10 protein-coding genes are annotated in these 16,447 nt (G+C 60.4%); 4 read left to right on the plus strand and 6 right to left on the minus strand.

What is annotated here, in order from left to right; genetic code table 11:
- Positions 1-35 precede the first annotated feature (35 nt).
- From ABDX87_RS15810 to ABDX87_RS15835, 6 genes are all read right to left on the minus strand, one after another.
- Complete coding sequence (locus ABDX87_RS15810) at positions 36-290, minus strand: outer membrane protein assembly factor BamE (RefSeq protein ID WP_346828728.1); 255 nt, start codon at positions 288-290, stop codon at positions 36-38.
- Positions 291-612: 322 nt separating this feature from the next.
- Positions 613-1,215 carry a DUF924 family protein gene (locus ABDX87_RS15815; RefSeq protein WP_346828729.1) on the minus strand — a complete coding sequence of 201 codons (603 nt, stop codon included), beginning with the start codon at positions 1,213-1,215 and terminating at the stop codon, positions 613-615.
- A 6-nt stretch (positions 1,216-1,221) separates the two neighbouring features.
- Positions 1,222-2,232 (minus strand): class 1 fructose-bisphosphatase, encoded by a 1,011-nt coding sequence (locus ABDX87_RS15820; RefSeq protein WP_346828730.1) that lies wholly within the window; start codon positions 2,230-2,232, stop codon positions 1,222-1,224.
- Positions 2,233-2,431: 199 nt separating this feature from the next.
- Positions 2,432-3,826 (minus strand): DUF3999 domain-containing protein, encoded by a 1,395-nt coding sequence (locus ABDX87_RS15825; RefSeq protein WP_431061153.1) that lies wholly within the window; start codon positions 3,824-3,826, stop codon positions 2,432-2,434.
- Positions 3,823-6,672 carry a DUF2339 domain-containing protein gene (locus ABDX87_RS15830; protein WP_346828731.1) on the minus strand — a complete coding sequence of 950 codons (2,850 nt, stop codon included), beginning with the start codon at positions 6,670-6,672 and terminating at the stop codon, positions 3,823-3,825. Before ABDX87_RS15830 ends, ABDX87_RS15825 begins: the two co-directional genes overlap by 4 nt.
- Before the next feature lie 357 nt (positions 6,673-7,029).
- The gene (locus tag ABDX87_RS15835) at positions 7,030-9,513 is read right to left on the minus strand and encodes a glycogen/starch/alpha-glucan phosphorylase (protein ID WP_346828732.1); all 2,484 of its coding nucleotides are present in this window, start codon (positions 9,511-9,513) and stop codon (positions 7,030-7,032) included.
- A 443-nt stretch (positions 9,514-9,956) separates the two neighbouring features.
- Here ABDX87_RS15835 and pip point away from each other — a divergent pair, with 443 nt between their 5' ends.
- The 4 genes from pip to mdoH all read left to right on the plus strand — a co-directional run bounded on the left by pip (position 9,957) and on the right by mdoH (position 16,340).
- Complete coding sequence (pip, locus tag ABDX87_RS15840; RefSeq protein WP_346828733.1) at positions 9,957-10,928, plus strand: prolyl aminopeptidase; 972 nt, start codon at positions 9,957-9,959, stop codon at positions 10,926-10,928.
- A 149-nt stretch (positions 10,929-11,077) separates the two neighbouring features.
- On the plus strand, positions 11,078-11,515 hold the full coding sequence (gene dtd / locus ABDX87_RS15845; RefSeq protein WP_346828734.1) for a D-aminoacyl-tRNA deacylase: 438 nt from the start codon (positions 11,078-11,080) through the stop codon (positions 11,513-11,515).
- A 264-nt stretch (positions 11,516-11,779) separates the two neighbouring features.
- Positions 11,780-13,759, plus strand: a complete 1,980-nt coding sequence (locus tag ABDX87_RS15850) for a glucan biosynthesis protein G (protein ID WP_346828735.1) — start codon at positions 11,780-11,782, stop codon at positions 13,757-13,759.
- Complete coding sequence (gene mdoH / locus ABDX87_RS15855; protein WP_346828736.1) at positions 13,752-16,340, plus strand: glucans biosynthesis glucosyltransferase MdoH; 2,589 nt, start codon at positions 13,752-13,754, stop codon at positions 16,338-16,340. The genes ABDX87_RS15850 and mdoH overlap by 8 nt, the downstream gene beginning before the upstream one ends.
- The last annotated feature ends 107 nt before the right edge of the window (positions 16,341-16,447 follow it).

Genomic DNA, 16,447 nt, shown 5'->3' on the forward strand with positions numbered 1-16,447 from the left:
CGCCAATGCACCTGCGCGGATCATGCGTGAGATAGTCATTTGAGCCCCTGACCCGAATACAGAACCACTTTGTCAGCGGCGTATTGAACGCTGATGAACGTTTTTTGATCGCCCCAGGTGCAGCTCGCCATCCCCAGTGCGCCCGAGCACTCGGTCGGGCTGCCGAGCAACTGCTCGATTTCGGCCTTGGACATGCCTGCCGAGATTTTCGAATAGTTTTCCTGATTGATCTTGCTGCAGGCGGCCAGCAGCACGCAGAACGACAGCAACATGAGAGAGCGCAAAGACATGGGTGAAGCTCCTGAACCGAGAGGGGGCGACGTCGCAGTGTTACGCCTTGGGCGCACTCACTGGCGTGATGCCGAAAGCTTAGAAGAGAAAAGGGTGTGTCTGGTTCCCTAACGATATTTACCGCGCTGCGCTCTTCATTTGATTCTGGCCGAAGGCCGTGGGAGCGCAGCTTGCTCGCGATCTGCCGGGGACCGGCAGCAATTACTGGCAACCCGGTATACCTGATGCTCCCGATTCGTCTGATTCTGCTGCCGCTTCGCGCCAGTTCGCGAGCAAGCTGCGCTCCCACGGCCTTCGGCCAGAAGCTTATCGTTCGCGGGCCTAGAACCGCGACCCACGCTCCTTCAGAAACTCCACTTCCTCAGCCGTGGACTCACGCCCCAGCACTTCGTTGCGATGGGGGAACCGACCAAAGCGTTCGATCACCTCGCGGTGCTTCTTCGCGTAAGCCAGCGTCTGGGTGAAGTAGTCGCGATCAGTGGCGGGCAGTAAAGGGAGAAGGTCGGCGAAGCGGCGGATGGCTTCGTCCTGAGCGTCCAGCCGTTCGGTGTGTTCGAGCACCAGATAGATAAAGGTGCGTTGTATCGGCGTCAGCGCCAGATCGCGCTGCAGCTTGAGGCCATGATTGACCAGCGCCTGGGCACGACTGTCGCCAGCATAAGATTTGGGTGTGTCGCGGAATATCATGCGCGGCAGTTGATCGAGCAACAGCACCAGCGCCAGCCAGCCCTGCGGGGTTTCGGTCCATTCGGACAGCCCGCCCTTGAGTGCCTGCTCGACCAGTCCACCGAAGCGGTGCAGCGCATCGGTGTCCTGGGATTTCTTCTTGCCGAACCAGAGCTTGTTTTTCGCCTTGGCTGTCTCGGCCGGAGATTCGGCAGAACCGAACCACCAGTCCAGCAGCGGCAGCCAAGGCGCGCTCATGATGGCTTACTCTTTGTGGTACGCAGTCGCGCGTTCAACTTCTTCTTTCGAACCCAGGAACACCGCTACGCGCTGGTGCAGGCCTTCGGGCTGGATGTCGAGAATGCGTTGATGGCCGTCAGTGGACGCGCCGCCCGCCTGTTCCACCAGGAACGACATCGGGTTGGCTTCGTACATCAGACGCAGTTTGCCCGGCTTGGACGGCTCGCGAGCGTCGCGAGGGTACATGAACAGGCCGCCACGGGTCAGAATGCGGTGTACGTCGGCAACCATCGCCGCGACCCAACGCATGTTGTAGTTCTTTTTCAGCGGGCCTTCTTCACCGGCCAGCAGTTCTTCGACATAGCGCTTGACCGGCGCTTCCCAGTGGCGCTGGTTGGACATGTTGACGGCGAATTCCTGAGTGGACTCCGGAATCTTGATGTCTTCATGGCTCAGCACGAAGCTGCCCATCTCACGGTCGAGGGTGAAGCCTTTGACGCCGTCGCCCAGCGTCAGGACCAGCATGGTCTGCGGGCCGTAGATCGCGTAACCAGCGGCCACCTGTTGGGTGCCCGGCTGCAGGAAGGCTTTTTCGTTCAGGGCTTCGTTCTGGCTCAGGTATTCGTTCGGGCAACGCAATACCGAGAAGATGGTGCCGACCGGGGCGTTGATGTCGATGTTCGAGGAGCCGTCCAGCGGGTCGAACACCAGCAGGTAGGCGCCCTTCGGGTATTTGCCCGGAATCTGGTAGGCGTTGTCCATTTCTTCCGACGCCATGCCGGCGAGGTGACCGCCCCATTCGTTGGCTTCGAGCAGGATTTCGTTGGACATCACGTCCAGCTTCTTCTGCACTTCACCTTGAACGTTTTCAGTACCCATGCTGCCCAGCACGCCACCCAGGGCGCCTTTGGATACTGCGTGGCTGATTTCCTTGCACGCACGCGCCACCACTTCGATAAGGAAGCGCAGATCGGCAGGAGTGTTGTTGCTGCGGGTCTGCTCAATCAGATAGCGACTCAGGGTAACGCGGGACATGGAGAGCTCCGAAGAAGGGAATAAAAAACGCGAACAGTTTAACGCGTGTAACGACTTAATACTGCCTGTCAGACCGACTGGGTAGTGATTCAGTTCACGGGCTACAGAATCGTAAACGCTCCACAGTGACAAGACGGTGTACATCCTCCGCGTTTTTCGAGGTGCGGGATCGGTTCAGCCAGCGAGACAACACCAATCGTTATTTAAGCCGGGATGCGCGGAGCGTGCTAATCGCCATCCAGCCCAGAAAAATCACGCCGAGCACCAATACAGCCCACAGTCCCATACGTTTCCAGTCGGGACCCGCAGCCACAGGCACCGCAGCCGTGGGGACCGAGACAGGCGTCACCGAAAGCTTTGCGCTGCCCAGCGCTGCAAGTTTCTCTGGCGTAATCCCGGGCACCAAGGTCGACAGGGGCAAGTTGGCGCCCTTTATCGTCGCGTTGCCGATGGCGAGGCTGTAAGGCGGTGCGCCACGGGCGAGGAACACCAACTGCGTGGCGCGCACCGCGAAGCTCAGCTTCGGCGCTTCGTTACCCAGACCGCCGCCCCGATCATCGACCTCCAGCTTCAATTGCTGCACGACATTGCCCGGCAGCTCCATCTCGTCCTGCACCACGTCCTGACCGTTCTGGGTCAGCCGATAGAGCAAGCCGCTGTCGATCGGTTGCCACGGCGCGGTGTTGTCGCGGCGTCCATACAAGGTTGCAGGTGCAAGGCTGTTGGGCTGGGCGATGGCGACTTTCATGCGCTCGAGCGGCAGGGCAACCGGCAGTTGCCAGACATACACACCCGGCTTCTCAACGCTGCCGTTGATGCTCGGCGACCAACTGAGCGGCATGACACCGGGGCGCGTGCTGATCAGTTGCGCGGACGCGAGCGTCGGGGCGGTTTGGGGCGTGGTCCACAACAGGCGCAGGTAACGGGCATTACGCCCCGGCAAGGTGACGACACGCTGCTCGACCAGCTCGTCGGCAAACGACAGCCGCGCTACTTGGCCTTCGCCCCAGCGCTTCCAGTGCTGAAGGTCGTCGCTGGCCTCAATGCTGAATCGCTGGAAGCCTTCGCGTTCGGTGCTCCAGTCGAGCACGAGTCGATCCAGCGGCCCGTGGATGGCGCTGGTGTCGAGCAACCAGCCCCGTAGGATTTCTTCGCCGGCCTCGATTTCGCCCTGAGGCTGCACCTCGACCAGCGTGCCCGTGGTCGTGCGCTCGACGCGAATCTTTGGCTCGGCGTCCTTGGCATCATCGCTGTTGTAGAGCGGAAACCACTTCACCGCGACCGGCGTCTGGTCTTCTTCACGCGGGGGCTGACTGAACGTCAGCGCGTAGGGTTGGGCCTGGCCGTCGGCATTGAACACGCGCACATCGTTGAGCGTGCTTTGTTGCGCATTCAACTGCAGCGCCAAGGGCAATTCGAGCCGATACCACGGGCCTTCGCCACTGAGGGTGAGCGGCGTATGACGGGTGAAGTCGTCCGGTAGATCCTCCGTCTGAACCTGGGCGTTTGCCAGCTGTGCTGCGGACAGCAAGACGCTGAACACTGCGGTCGTGATGAGGGACAGACGAATCAACTGCGGGCTCCTGGGCGTCATTGCGGTGCCGAATCCGGAGGCGCAGTGTCGGTGGAAGACGGGCTGCTTGCAGGGTTCTTCGGCGGTAATGGTGCGAAATATCCCACTACGAGCAGCAGAATGCCAACGCCGATAAACGAGACGATGCGCTCCAGTCCGCCCCGGTTGCTAAGTTCGACGAAGAACAGTTTGGCGACCACGATGCCGATCAACACCGCACCGACGATCCACATGTCGCGCCGTGCGCGCAGGTGACCGCCGATCATCAGGGTCAGCGCCATCAAGGTCCAGACGATGGAGAGGCCCGCCTGCACGCGCATGGATTCAAGCAGCGCGTCAGTGTGCCAGGCAACGCCCGCCCAGTGATGGGCGCCGCGCATGACCATGGCGGTGACCAACGCGAAGATCGACGCGCCTGCAATCATCAGTGCGACCTTGCGTGCATGGGCTGCGCTGACGCCTGACTGCGGCAGCTGGGTGCGGGTCCAGCTGAAAATGCCGGCCAGCGTGATCAGCAACCCCAGTTCAAGCGGGTTGATCAACGGGATGTACGGCAGCGGGTCGGCGTTGCCATCGCTGAACCCGTTGGCGAGCCAGAACCACGCCAGCATCAGCGCTGCGAGTGGCGCCGCGGCCCAGACCCGGTATTCACGGGGATACGCACTGATCGGCCAAGGCCAGTTGTGTGGAGCGGTCATCGCCAGCAGATACAAGCTTGGCAGCAACGCCCAGCCCAGCCAGCGCCAAGCGTTATACGACTCCGACAGCACCAGCAATCCATAACGCAGCTCCAGCGAGAGCACGCTGATGATCAGCCAGCAGCCAACGACATGCGCGACGCTGCGCAGGCGCGGGAGCAACACGGTGTCGAGACGTTTCAGAGACAGGAAATGGACCACGAACACCGCGAGCCAGCCCAGCCAGCCGCCATCGTCCGCCGGATTGAAATACGGATTGAACAGCATCAGTCCCAGAAGCAGAGCACTGGCCGGTGTCAGTAAAACGCAGAGCTGAGCCAGTCCGGCCCATTTCAAGCGCAGCGCGACGACAGTCCATACAGCCACGCTGACGGCGCCGAGCAGTAATAACGTCGGCACTTCCCGCTCGCCGGGAACGTAATGGGTGCTGACGCACAGCGCAATTGCCCACCATAACGCTCCCCAGATCAGCAATGACGGCTGCAGCAGCCGCTCGCTGAAGGCCAGGCGCAAGGTCCCAATGCGCTCGACGGTAAATGCGCTGATCAAGCCCGCCAGAGCAATGATCAAGGGCGTCCAGAAGTCGCCATGGTTGAAGCTCGGTGAGTACCAGCGCCCGACAATGCCCAGGAACGCGAACCCTGCACCGAGCTGCAGCAGCAGACCGAAAAAGCGCGCCAACAACCGGTTCTGTCGCATGCCCAGCCAGAACACGGCGGCGCCTTCGACGGCCCAGGCCACGGTGGTCCATTGCGCGCTCAGGCCCAAGGGAATCGCCAATGTGGCGAACACGACGCCCAGCGCCAGGCAGGTTTCCACCAACAGCAGTGCGCGTCCGGGCGCACGGCCCGCGAGCACCCGCGCGATACCCATGTACAGGAGGCCCATGACCAGCGCGCTGAAGGCGGCGCCGAACTCGATGTGCTGGATGATCGCGTATTGCAGGCCAAACCCCGCAATGGGCGTGCCGAACAGCAGGCTGCCATCGACGTAATGGCTCTGCTTCGCCGACCAACGCAGCATCGCTTCCCGGCTGTCATCCTCCGGGCCGGTGCTGTGTGCCTGCAACTTGCGCCGGGCGAACAACAGCCCTATCGCCAGGTACATCAGGAAAAACAGAATCAGAAACGGTTCGGTGCTCCAGAAAAGCGCTGGCGTGTAAGCCTTCAATCCCCAGGCGAAACCGATGCCGAAGGTGCCGACGAAGCCGATCAGGTTCAGCGGTCGCCAGGCCTTGAACCACGCGATGGCGAAGATGCCCGCGTTGAGCAGCGCGAAATAACTGAACAGCGCAACGTGGCTGCCTTCCCCGGTAGACGTCAGCAACGGCGCCGCGAAACCGCCGAGCGCCGCCACGCAGGCCAAGGCGAGAGAATTCTGCGTCAGCGCGAGGATCGCCGAGAACACGGTCACCCCGACCAGCAGTCCAAAAGCCATGCCGGGCGCCAGCAACGTGTGGACTTTCATGGCGGCGAAAACCGTCAGGTACATCACCGCCACGCCTGTGCCTTGCAGCATCAATGCAAAAGACGCATTGCGCTGTCGCAGCCACCAGCCCAGCCCCAGCAAGACCAGCGCGGCGAACGCAACGCCGGCGTAACGCGCTTCGATTGGCACAACCATGCCTTCGGTGGCGTAGCGCAACAGGAACGCCAGGCCGAGAAACAGCAGCACTACGCCGACACGCAACACGGTATTGCCGCCCAAAAGCCATTCTTTGGCGCGCAGCAGTGCGCTGTCGAACACATTGGGTACGGCGGGAACGGGAGGTTTAGTCGTCGGGCGAACGGGTTTCGCGACGTCGGGCGGTCGGCGCCATTCGGAGTCGCCGGAGAGCTCGGGCGCTGCGGGTTCCAGATCCGGCAGGTCCCAGAGCAGTTCAGGGCCGGCGTCGGCGATCGGCTGAACGTCGAGCGGAGCGGGGGCGGGTGCATCCGGTAGTTGGACGGCGGCGGAGTCGAGCTGATTCAGGCGTTGTTGAATCGCGTGCAAGTCTTGTCGGGTTTTCGCCAGCTCGGCTTTCTGCTCGGCTGCTTCGCGGGACAGGGATGACAGCCGCAAGCTCAAGCCAATTGCCAGACCGACCACCGCACCCACGGCCCCGCCTGACAGCGACTCATCGAGCACCGCGCCGATAAACAGACCAGCCAGCAAAAGAATCCATTGCACGCGACGACATCCCTTCTCGGCCGGTGACCGGCGATGGCGAGAAGTATATCGGGCGGAGGGGAAGAGGAAACAATTTGTGTCGGAGACTGAAGACTCCGACGGGTGATTTTTGCGTTCACGAATGTTGTGATCGACAGAGATTCTGTAGGAGCGAGGCTTGTCTCTGGGCCGCATCCGGACGATCGGCCGCGAAGCGGTCGCAAAATCGGTGAGCGCGATATGACAGGAATACCGCATGCGCCGAATGTGCTGTTGCTGCGCAACAGATCGCGGGACAAGCCACGCTCCTACAGGTATCTGCGTCGTCGCCGATGGAGGAATCGGCACCAGTCAATGTAGGGGCGCGCTTGCAGGCTATTAATCCAGCGCCTTCCAGATCTCGTTGGCGTACTCACGAATGGTCCGGTCCGAGGAGAACCATCCCATGCGCGACGTGTTGAGCACCGCCGAGCGCCACCATTCCTTCGTGTCGTGCCAGCGCGCTTCCACTCTCGCTTGCGCCGCCCAGTAGGACTCGAAGTCCGCACAGACGAAGAAGCGATCGTAGTTGATCAATTGCTCGATCAAACCGACGTACCGATACGGATCATCCGGCGAGAACACACCGCCACGAATCGCCTGCAACACGTCATTAAGGCGCGCGGACGACGCGATGTCGTTGTGGGCATTGAATTCGCCAGCATGTTTGCGCGCTTCGACTTCCTGCGCGGTCATGCCGAAGATGAACATATGCTCCAGCCCGACCTGCTCACTCATCTCCACGTTGGCGCCGTCCAGCGTGCCGATGGTCAACGCGCCGTTAAGGCCGAACTTCATGTTACTGGTGCCCGAGGCCTCCAGACCCGCCGTGGAAATCTGCTCCGACAGGTCGGCCGCCGGGATGATGCTTTCCGCCAGACTCACGTTGTAGTTGGGGATGAACACCACTTTCAGCCGACCGCGCAGGGTCGGGTCGTTGTTGACCGTCCGCGCGATGTCGTTGGCCAGTTTGATGATCAGCTTGGCCGAGTGATAACTGGCCGCCGCCTTGCCCGCGAAGATCTTCACGCGTGGCACCCAGTTGGTGCTCGGGTCGGCGCGCATGGCCTGATAAAGCGCCACTGTATGGAACAGGTTGAGCAACTGGCGTTTGTACTCGTGAATCCGTTTGACCTGCACGTCGAACATCGCTTCAGGGTTGAGGGTGATCCCCATGCGGTCCTGAACGATCGCCGCCAAAGCGCGTTTGCTGTGCAACCGCTGCGCCGCAAACTCTTTCTGGAAGGAAGGCTTGTCCGCCAACGGCTCCAGTTTCAGCAACGCGGTTTCGTGATTGTCGAGCACCTGCTCGCCCAGTTCCTTGACCAGCATCGCTGTCAGCTGCGGGTTGGACTGGAACAGCCAGCGGCGGAAGGTGATGCCGTTGGTTTTGTTGTTGATGCGGTCGGGATAAAGCTTGTGCAGATGCGCAAACACGGTCTTGCGCATCAACTGAGTGTGCAGCGCCGATACGCCGTTGATGCTGTGCGAGCCGATGAACGCCAGGTTACCCATGCGCACGCGGCGGCCGTTGTCTTCTTCGATCAGCGAAACGGCGCGCAGCAGGCCGAACAGATCAGGGTCGTCCTTGTGTTCCAGGCGGACATCGTCGATGTGCTGGGCGTTGATCATGTAGATGATCTGCATGTGGCGCGGCAGCATCCGCTCCATCAGACCGACCGACCAGGTTTCCAGCGCTTCGGGCAGCAGGGTGTGGTTGGTGTAGGCGAGGGTGCCGACGGTGATGCGCCAGGCTTCGTCCCACTCCACGTCGTACAGGTCGATGAGGATGCGCATCAGCTCCGCCACGGCAATTGACGGGTGCGTGTCGTTCATCTGGATGGCGGCGTGTTCCGGCAGGCTGTTGATGGTGTAGCCCATGTTCTTGTGGCGGCGCAGCAGGTCTTGCAGCGAGGCCGACACAAAGAAGTATTCCTGACGCAGGCGCAGTTCCTGGCCGGCTTCGGTGCTGTCGTTCGGGTAGAGAACCCGCGAGATACTTTCGGCGCGCACGACCTCGGCGACCGCCCCGACGTGGTCACCGGCGTTGAAGCGTTCAAGGTGCAGGTCTTCCACGGCACGGGCACGCCACAGACGAAGCGTGTTCACGGCTTTGCCACGCCAGCCCACGACCGGCGTGTCATAGGCGATCGCCCGAACGGTTTCGCCTGCGTGCCACACCTGACGGGTTTCGCCCGAGGCGTCCAGCACGGGGGTTCCGGTGACATCGAGCACGGGCTGAACACTGCCGCCGAAGCCGATCTGGTAGATCACTTCCGGGCGTTCGAACTCCCACGGGTTGCCGAAATCCAGCCAGTTCTCAGTCTGTTCCTGCTGCCAGCCGTCGACGATCGCCTGACGGAACAGGCCGTGCTCATAACGAATGCCATAGCCATGACCGGCGATGCCCAAGGTCGACATGCTCTCCATGAAGCAGGCCGCCAGACGGCCCAGACCGCCGTTGCCCAGCGCCGCATCGGGTTCCAGCGTGCGTATGTTGTCCAGGTCGACATTCAGGCCCTTCAGGGCTTCGCGGGCAATGTCCATGATGCCGAGGTTGCTCAGGCTATCGAACATCAGGCGCCCGATCAGGAACTCGAGCGAGAGGTAGTAAACGCGCTTCCTTTCTTGCTTATAGACGTAGCGCGTGTGATTCATCCAGCGCTCGGCCATTTTGTCGCGGGTCGCTAAAGCGATGGCCATGAACCAGTCATGGTCGAACGCATGGGCGGCGTCCTTGCCGACGGCATACTCGAGTTTGTTCAGCACAGCTTCACGAAAGGCTGCCACTTCAGCGTCACGAACGTTGGGTTCCGGAGACATCGGGTACGACCTCAAGTTGGTTGGACGATTAAATGGGGTTGATTGACTGTAGGGCGTGTCATGGGTTATTTCCTGCCGATTGGATGAAATATACCGTTGCACGACCCACGGTTCGACTCAGACATCCCGCTCTGGTTCGCGACCATTTTTATCCCGTGAATCGCTTGCATTGATCGTTCCAGTTCCTTGCAAGGCAAAGGTGGCATTTGCAGGCGCGTGAGCCTGCGGTACAGGCGACGCATTCTTTCAGGTACAGCACTTCAAGATTCATCGCGGGCAAGCGCGCTCTACAGAGATTTATCCTCGGGATTCTTCAGGGGAACCGGCAAAATCAGAGGTGACAGCCGTGCAGAAACAGGCAAGCATGATCATTCCTCGATTCGGGTTTATGATGCCCAACGGCAGATAAATAGAAGCCCCTGAATTGGACTTATGGAGCACCTATGCAGACTTTGTACCCGCAGATCAAACCTTATGCCCGGCACGATCTGGCAGTGGAAGAGCCTCATGTGCTGTATGTCGATGAAAGCGGCTCGCCGGAAGGCTTGCCGGTGGTGTTCATCCACGGTGGGCCGGGTGCGGGATGCGACGCGCAGAGCCGTCGTTACTTCGATCCGAACCTGTACCGCATCATCACCTTCGACCAGCGCGGCTGTGGCCGTTCTACACCCCACGCCAACCTCGAAAACAACACCACCTGGCATCTGGTCGAAGACCTTGAGCGCATTCGCAAACACCTGGGCATCGACAAGTGGGTGTTGTTCGGCGGCTCCTGGGGTTCGACGCTGTCGCTAGCCTACGCTCAAACTCACCCGGACCGTGTGCATGCACTGATTTTGCGCGGCATCTTTTTGTGCCGTCCGCAGGAGATCAAGTGGTTCTATCAGGAAGGCGCGAGCCGTCTGTTCCCGGATTACTGGCAGGATTACCTGGCGCCCATTCCGCTGGATGAGCGTGGCGACCTGCTCACCGCTTTCCATAAGCGCCTGGTCGGCAGCGATCAGATCGCCCAGATGCACGCCGCCAAAGCCTGGTCCACGTGGGAAGGCCGCACCGCGACGTTGCGTCCGAACCCGCTGGTCGTCGACCGCTTCTCCGAACCGCAGCGCGCCTTGTCCATCGCCCGGATCGAATGCCACTACTTCACCAACAATGCCTTCCTTGAAGAGAACCAGCTGATCCGCGACATGCCCAAGATCGCGCATCTGCCGGGCATCATCGTGCATGGCCGTTACGACGTGATCTGCCCGCTGGACAACGCCTGGGAGCTGCATCAGGCCTGGCCGAACAGCGAACTGCAGGTGATTCGCGATGCGGGTCACGCCGCTTCAGAACCGGGCATCACCGATGCGCTGGTGCGCGCAGCGTCACAAGTGGCTCGGCGTTTGCTGGATTTACCGCCGGAAGAGGCTTGATGGTCTGAATCGGATTAAAACTGTGGGAGCGAATTCATTCGCGATTGGCGGTGCATCCGACGCTTCTGCATCGGATGTACCACCGTTTCGCGAATGAATTCGCTCCCACAGGGTCGGGGTGAATTCGAGAGCATTGCAGGAAGGCATAAATGAAAGGTTTGCTTCAACGCGTGCGCGGTGCACGCGTCGATGTCGAGGGCGCGACAGTGGGCGCCATTGATCAGGGTCTGCTGGTGCTGGTCGGCATTGAACCTCAAGACACCCGCGCCAGCGCCGACAAATTGCTGCACAAGCTGCTTAACTATCGTGTGTTCAGCGACGCCGACGGCAAGATGAATCTTTCATTGACTGATGTCGGCGGCGGTTTGCTGCTGGTTTCCCAGTTCACGCTGGCAGCGGATACGCGCAGCGGCATGCGCCCCAGTTTCTCGAAGGCAGCGCCGCCAGCGTTAGGCGCCGAATTGTTTGACTATTTACTGGAAAAGGCTAAAACCTCGCACAGGACAGTCGCTTCGGGCCAATTTGGTGCGGATATGCAGGTTCATTTGATCAATGATGGCCCTGTGACATTTTTACTTGAGACGTAAACCGCCGTTTTTGCCTGTCGTACCCGAATTTATTAGGCAAAAAGCCATAAATACTTTGTTTCCCCTGATGCGTTGTAACGCGCGCTACTAGATAATCGCGCGCTACAAAGACGGGCTATTGCCCGTCCAATCGGTATAAACGCAGACTGGTCCGAAATCGTTTGGGGAATCATTGGCCCCTTTCGGAGTCGGAACAATGCTCGCCAACCCGGCATTTGATAGCTGGCCGTTGGTTTCTTCATCTGTTTTCGGCGAGGGTTGCTCGTGATTGTTAGTCCATGTAATGCACCAAAGACCCCTGGCAAGCGCCTGCGTAGCGCCTTGTTGGCCGGGTCGGCTTTGTTTTGTCTGTTCGGCGCCGGTCAGCTGTGGGCGTTCGATCTCGACGACGTGGCGACAAAGGCCAAAGAACTGGCCGGACAGAAATTCGTAGCGCCAAAGAGCAACCTTCCAGCGGAATTCCGCGACATGAAGTTTGCGGATTACCAGAAGATTCGCTTCCTGCAGGACAAAGCTGAATGGGCCAATGACAAAACCCCGTTCAAGATCTCGTTCTACCACCAGGGCATGCACTTCGACACCCCGGTCAAGATCAACGAAGTGACGGCGACCGCCGTCAACGAGATCAAGTACGACCCGAGCCGTTTTGATTTTGCTGACGTGAAGTTCGATCCGAAGTCGACCGAGAACCTGGGTTATGCCGGTTTCCGCGTCATGTACCCGATCAACAAGGACGACAAGCAGGACGAAATCATGACCATGCTGGGCGCGAGCTACTTCCGCGTCATCGGCAAGGGTCAGGTTTACGGCCTGTCGGCACGCGGCATGGCCATCGACACCGCGATGCCGTCCGGCGAAGAATTCCCGCGTTTCACCGAGTTCTGGATCGAGAAGCCGAACCCGGATGACAACCATCTGGTGATCTTCGCGCTGCTGGATTCCCCGCGCGCCACCGGTGCTTACAAATTGACCCTGCGTCCGGGCACCAACACCCTGGTCGACGTTCAATCGCGCATGTACCTGCGTGAAAAGGTCGGCAAACTGGGCGTTGCGCCGCTGACCAGCATGTACCTGTTCGGTGCCAACCAGCCTTCGAAAGTCCTCAACTACCGTCGCGAGCTGCACGATTCCAGCGGTCTGTCGATTCAGGCGGCCAACGGCGAGTGGATCTGGCGCCCTCTGAACAACCCGAAACACCTGGCGGTCAGCAGCTTCTCGGTTGAAAACCCGCGCGGCTTCGGTCTGCTGCAACGTGGCCGTAACTTCAGCCACTACGAAGACCTCGATGACCGCTACGACAAGCGCCCAAGCGCCTGGATCGAACCTAAGGGCAACTGGGGCAAAGGCACCGTTGACCTGGTAGAAATCCCGACAGCCGATGAAACCAACGACAACATCGTTGCATTCTGGAAGCCGGAAACCCAGCCAGAGCCAGGCCAGCCGATCGACTTCAACTATCGCCTGCACTGGACCATGGACGAAGACTCCATTCACTCGCCTGATCTGGGCTGGGTCAAGCAGACCCTGCGTTCGACCGGTGACGTGAAACAGTCCAACCTGATCCGACAGCCAGACGGCAGCGTTGCCTACCTGGTCGATTTCGTCGGCCCGACCCTGGCCAAACTGGGTGAAGACCCGGCGATCCGTAGCCAGGTCACCACCGACGACAACACCGAGCTGGTCGAGAACAACCTGCGCTACAACCCGGTGACCAAAGGCTGGCGCCTGACGCTGCGCCTGAAGGTCAAGGACACCAACAAGTCCGTCGAAATGCGCGCTTATCTGCTGCGTGAGACCCCGGTTGAGCCAGGCAAGGAACCTGCAATCATCACGGCGGATAAATCAGACAAGAAGCCTGATAAAAAAGCAGACGCCAAGGCAGCTGCCGTCGCGGCGGCGCCGAAGGATGACAAAGCCGAAATCGTTAAAACCGACGCTGTGAAAGCCGGTGATGCGAAAGACGCCAAAGTGGCTAAAGCCGACGCGAAAGCCGATGGCAAAGACGCCGCCAAAGGCGACAAGGCCGATGCTGCGAAAGCCGCTGAAGCCGCCAAGGTTGCAGAAGCCAAGTCCGACGAAGCTTCGCGTCCTGAAGCCGCTCTGGGCGACGCAGCCAAAGCCAACAAAGGCATCAAAGACACCCCGCAGCCAGCTGTAGAGGCCGCATCCACCCAACAGGGCCCGGCCATGAATCAACAAGTTCTGACCGAGACCTGGAGCTACCAGTTGCCAGCCGATGAGTAATTCACACGCCGTGCCAGAGTCTCTCAGCGAGTACCTGGCGCACCTGCCGATGACCGATGAGCAGCGGGCCGAACTGGCCAGCTGCACCTCGTTCGCTGAGCTGCATGAACGCCTTTCGGCGCAGACCGTCACTGACCCTGCCGAGGCCGCTCAGGCTTCGGTCGGGCGTCGTTTGACGCTGACCACCGCTGACGAACTGCAAGAAGCAGAAATGCTGAGCGTGGACGCCATTGGTCGGGTTCGCCTGAAGGCAACGCCGCCGATTCGCCGTACCAAGGTCGTTCCCGAGCCGTGGCGCACCAATATTCTGGTGCGTGGCTGGCGTCGGCTGACGGGCCGAAAGAACCCGCCGAAACAGGCCCACGACGATTTGCCGCGCGACTTGCCCAAGTCTCGCTGGCGTACGGTGGGTTCGATTCGTCGTTATATCCTGCTGATCCTCATGCTGGGCCAGACCATCGTGGCTGGCTTCTACATGAAAGGCATCCTGCCTTACCAAGGCTGGTCGCTGGTTTCTTTTGATGAAATCAGTCACCAGACCCTCTGGCAGACCGCCGTTCAAGTGATGCCGTACGCACTGCAGACCAGCATTTTGCTGTTGTTCGGGATTCTGTTCTGCTGGGTATCGGCCGGTTTCTGGACCGCGCTGATGGGCTTCCTCGAGTTGCTCACCGGTCGCGACAAATACCGCATCTCCGGCGCAAGCGCTGGCAATGAGCCGATTGAAGCCGGTGCGCGTACCGCCCTGGTGATGCCGATCTGTAACGAAGACGTGCCGCGTGTGTTCGCCGGTCTGCGTGCAACGTTCGAATCGGTTGCCGCCACGGGCGATCTGGATCGCTTCGACTTCTTTGTGCTGAGCGACACCAACGAAACCGACATCGCCGTTGCCGAGCAACAGGCGTGGCTGGACGTTTGCCGCGAAACCGGCGGCTTCGGCAAGATCTTCTATCGCCGTCGTCGCCGTCGCGTGAAACGCAAAAGCGGCAACCTCGACGACTTCTGCCGTCGCTGGGGCGGTGATTACCGTTACATGGTCGTCCTTGACGCCGACTCTGTGATGAGCGGTGAGTGCCTGACCAGTCTGGTGCGCTTGATGGAAGCCACACCGGACGCCGGTATCATCCAGACCGCGCCACGCGCCTCGGGCATGGACACGCTGTACGCACGCATGCAGCAGTTTGCAACCCGCGTGTACGGCCCATTGTTTACGGCCGGTCTGCACTTCTGGCAACTGGGTGAATCCCACTACTGGGGTCACAACGCGATCATCCGTATGAAGCCGTTTATCGAGCACTGCGCCTTGGCGCCGTTGCCGGGTAAAGGTGCGTTCGCAGGGGCGATCCTGTCTCACGACTTCGTTGAAGCCGCGCTGATGCGCCGTGCTGGCTGGGGCGTCTGGATTGCCTACGACTTGCCGGGCAGTTACGAAGAGCTGCCACCAAACCTGCTGGATGAACTCAAGCGTGACCGTCGCTGGTGCCACGGTAACCTGATGAACTTCCGCCTGTTCCTGGTAAAAGGTATGCACCCGGTTCACCGCGCCGTGTTCCTGACGGGCGTGATGTCTTACCTGTCGGCGCCGTTGTGGTTCTTCTTCCTGGTGTTGTCCACGGCGCTGCTGGCGGTGAACACGCTCATGGAGCCGACCTACTTCATGGAGCCACGCCAGCTCTATCCGCTGTGGCCACAATGGCACCCGGAAAAAGCCGTCGCACTGTTCTCGACCACCATCGTGCTGCTGTTCCTGCCGAAGCTGCTGAGTATCGTGCTGATCTGGGCCAAGGGCGCCGTCGGTTACGGTGGCCGTATCAAGGTGACGCTGTCGATGCTGCTGGAGATGCTGTTCTCCATGCTGCTGGCGCCGGTTCGCATGATTTTCCACACCCGTTTCGTACTGGCCGCTTTCCTGGGCTGGGCCGCGACCTGGAACTCGCCGCAACGTGACGACGACTCGACGCCATGGAGCGAAGCGGTCAAGCGTCACGGTCCGCAGACATTGCTGGGTTTTGCCTGGGCGTTGCTGGTGGCCTGGTTGAACCCGAGCTTCCTGTGGTGGCTGGTGCCTATCGTGGGTTCCTTGATGCTGTCGATCCCGGTTTCGGTGATTTCCAGCCGGACCAATCTGGGCCTGAAGGCGCGTGACGAAAGTCTGTTCCTGATCCCTGAAGAGCACACGCCGCCTCAGGAACTGGTCTCCACCGATCAGTACACCCATGAGAATCGCTGGCATGCGCTGAACGACGGCTTCGTGCGCGCCGTGGTCGATCCACAGCAGAACGCCCTGGCGTGTGCGTTGGCGACCTCTCGCCATCGTCATGCCGAGCCGATCGAGTGGATGCGCGTCGAGCGCGTGCGCCACGCGATCAAAGGCGGTCCTGAGCACTTGAATAACAACGAGCGCCTGCAACTGCTGAGCGACCCTGTTGCACTGGCTCGCCTGCACGAGCTGGTCTGGGCCGAGGGCAACCAAGCCTGGCTGGACGCATGGAGGGCTTCAGTGAAAGCCGATCCGCATGCGCCGCTGTTGCCGTTGCAACCGGCGACTCACGTGAATGAGCACACGCTCGCCAACGCCTGAGTAACCCGCTGAACGACAACGCCGCCGAAGAGTGATCTTCGGCGGCGTTTTTGTTTCGGCGATCAGTGACACCTGTGGGACTGTCCGCCAGGACTTGGACGTCCAAA

Origin of the sequence: Pseudomonas abietaniphila (genome assembly GCF_039697315.1) — a bacterium.
In the GTDB taxonomy this organism is placed as follows: domain Bacteria; phylum Pseudomonadota; class Gammaproteobacteria; order Pseudomonadales; family Pseudomonadaceae; genus Aquipseudomonas; species Aquipseudomonas abietaniphila_B.

Coding starts and splice junctions, on each gene's coding strand:
- ABDX87_RS15810 (WP_346828728.1), bottom strand. CDS start 290: ATGTCTTTGCGCTCTCTCATGTTGCTGTCGTTCTGCGTGCTGCTGGCC.
- ABDX87_RS15815 (WP_346828729.1), bottom strand. CDS start 1,215: ATGAGCGCGCCTTGGCTGCCGCTGCTGGACTGGTGGTTCGGTTCTGCC.
- ABDX87_RS15820 (WP_346828730.1), bottom strand. CDS start 2,232: ATGTCCCGCGTTACCCTGAGTCGCTATCTGATTGAGCAGACCCGCAGC.
- ABDX87_RS15825 (WP_431061153.1), bottom strand. CDS start 3,826: ATGACGCCCAGGAGCCCGCAGTTGATTCGTCTGTCCCTCATCACGACC.
- ABDX87_RS15835 (WP_346828732.1), bottom strand. CDS start 9,513: ATGTCTCCGGAACCCAACGTTCGTGACGCTGAAGTGGCAGCCTTTCGT.
- pip (WP_346828733.1), top strand. CDS start 9,957: ATGCAGACTTTGTACCCGCAGATCAAACCTTATGCCCGGCACGATCTG.
- dtd (WP_346828734.1), top strand. CDS start 11,078: ATGAAAGGTTTGCTTCAACGCGTGCGCGGTGCACGCGTCGATGTCGAG.
- mdoH (WP_346828736.1), top strand. CDS start 13,752: ATGAGTAATTCACACGCCGTGCCAGAGTCTCTCAGCGAGTACCTGGCG.